This is a genomic window from Ferviditalea candida, from assembly GCF_035282765.1.
Classification (GTDB): Bacteria; Bacillota; Bacilli; order Paenibacillales; family KCTC-25726; genus Ferviditalea; species Ferviditalea candida.
This window is the reverse complement of record NZ_JAYJLD010000130.1, coordinates 1-411: the sequence shown is the minus strand read 5'-3', so window position 1 is coordinate 411 and position 411 is coordinate 1. Positions and strand designations below refer to the sequence as shown.

The 411-nt window shown below is 45.3% G+C and carries 1 protein-coding gene; it reads right to left on the bottom strand.

What is annotated here, in order from left to right; all coding sequences use genetic code 11:
- A partial coding sequence (locus VF724_RS21635; protein WP_371756253.1) for a hypothetical protein occupies positions 1-381 on the bottom strand: 381 nt, incomplete at its 3' end.
- Between the last annotated feature and the right edge of the window lie 30 nt (positions 382-411).

Below are 411 nucleotides of genomic sequence, written 5' to 3'. Positions count from 1 at the left end.
ACGAACGCTGAGTGAGCGATCGGGAAACAAATCTTGTACAATTTGTTTCGTCCCCAGTACCGAATTGCCAAGTGAAAGCGGAACCTGCGGCAACGCGAGTAACACAAATCCTGTGAGAACATCCTGCACTGTGGGAACATGAAATTCAGGCAGGTGTAAACCTATGCTTTGTGCTACTATTGCAGTATCAAGCTTGAGGGTAAAAGCATAAACTGCGCCTAACATAATGACGAATAAAGCGGCGGGATATTTCTTATTGCCGATAAGAAAGATAGTCACAATAAATGCGACAGCCGCTAACCAATATCCTGCAACCGAATCCGCCTGAACATATTCTTTAAGAGACAGCGTCGCTAATTGCAAGCCTAAACCAAGCTGCATTCCGCGAATTACAACCTTCGGTACGATACG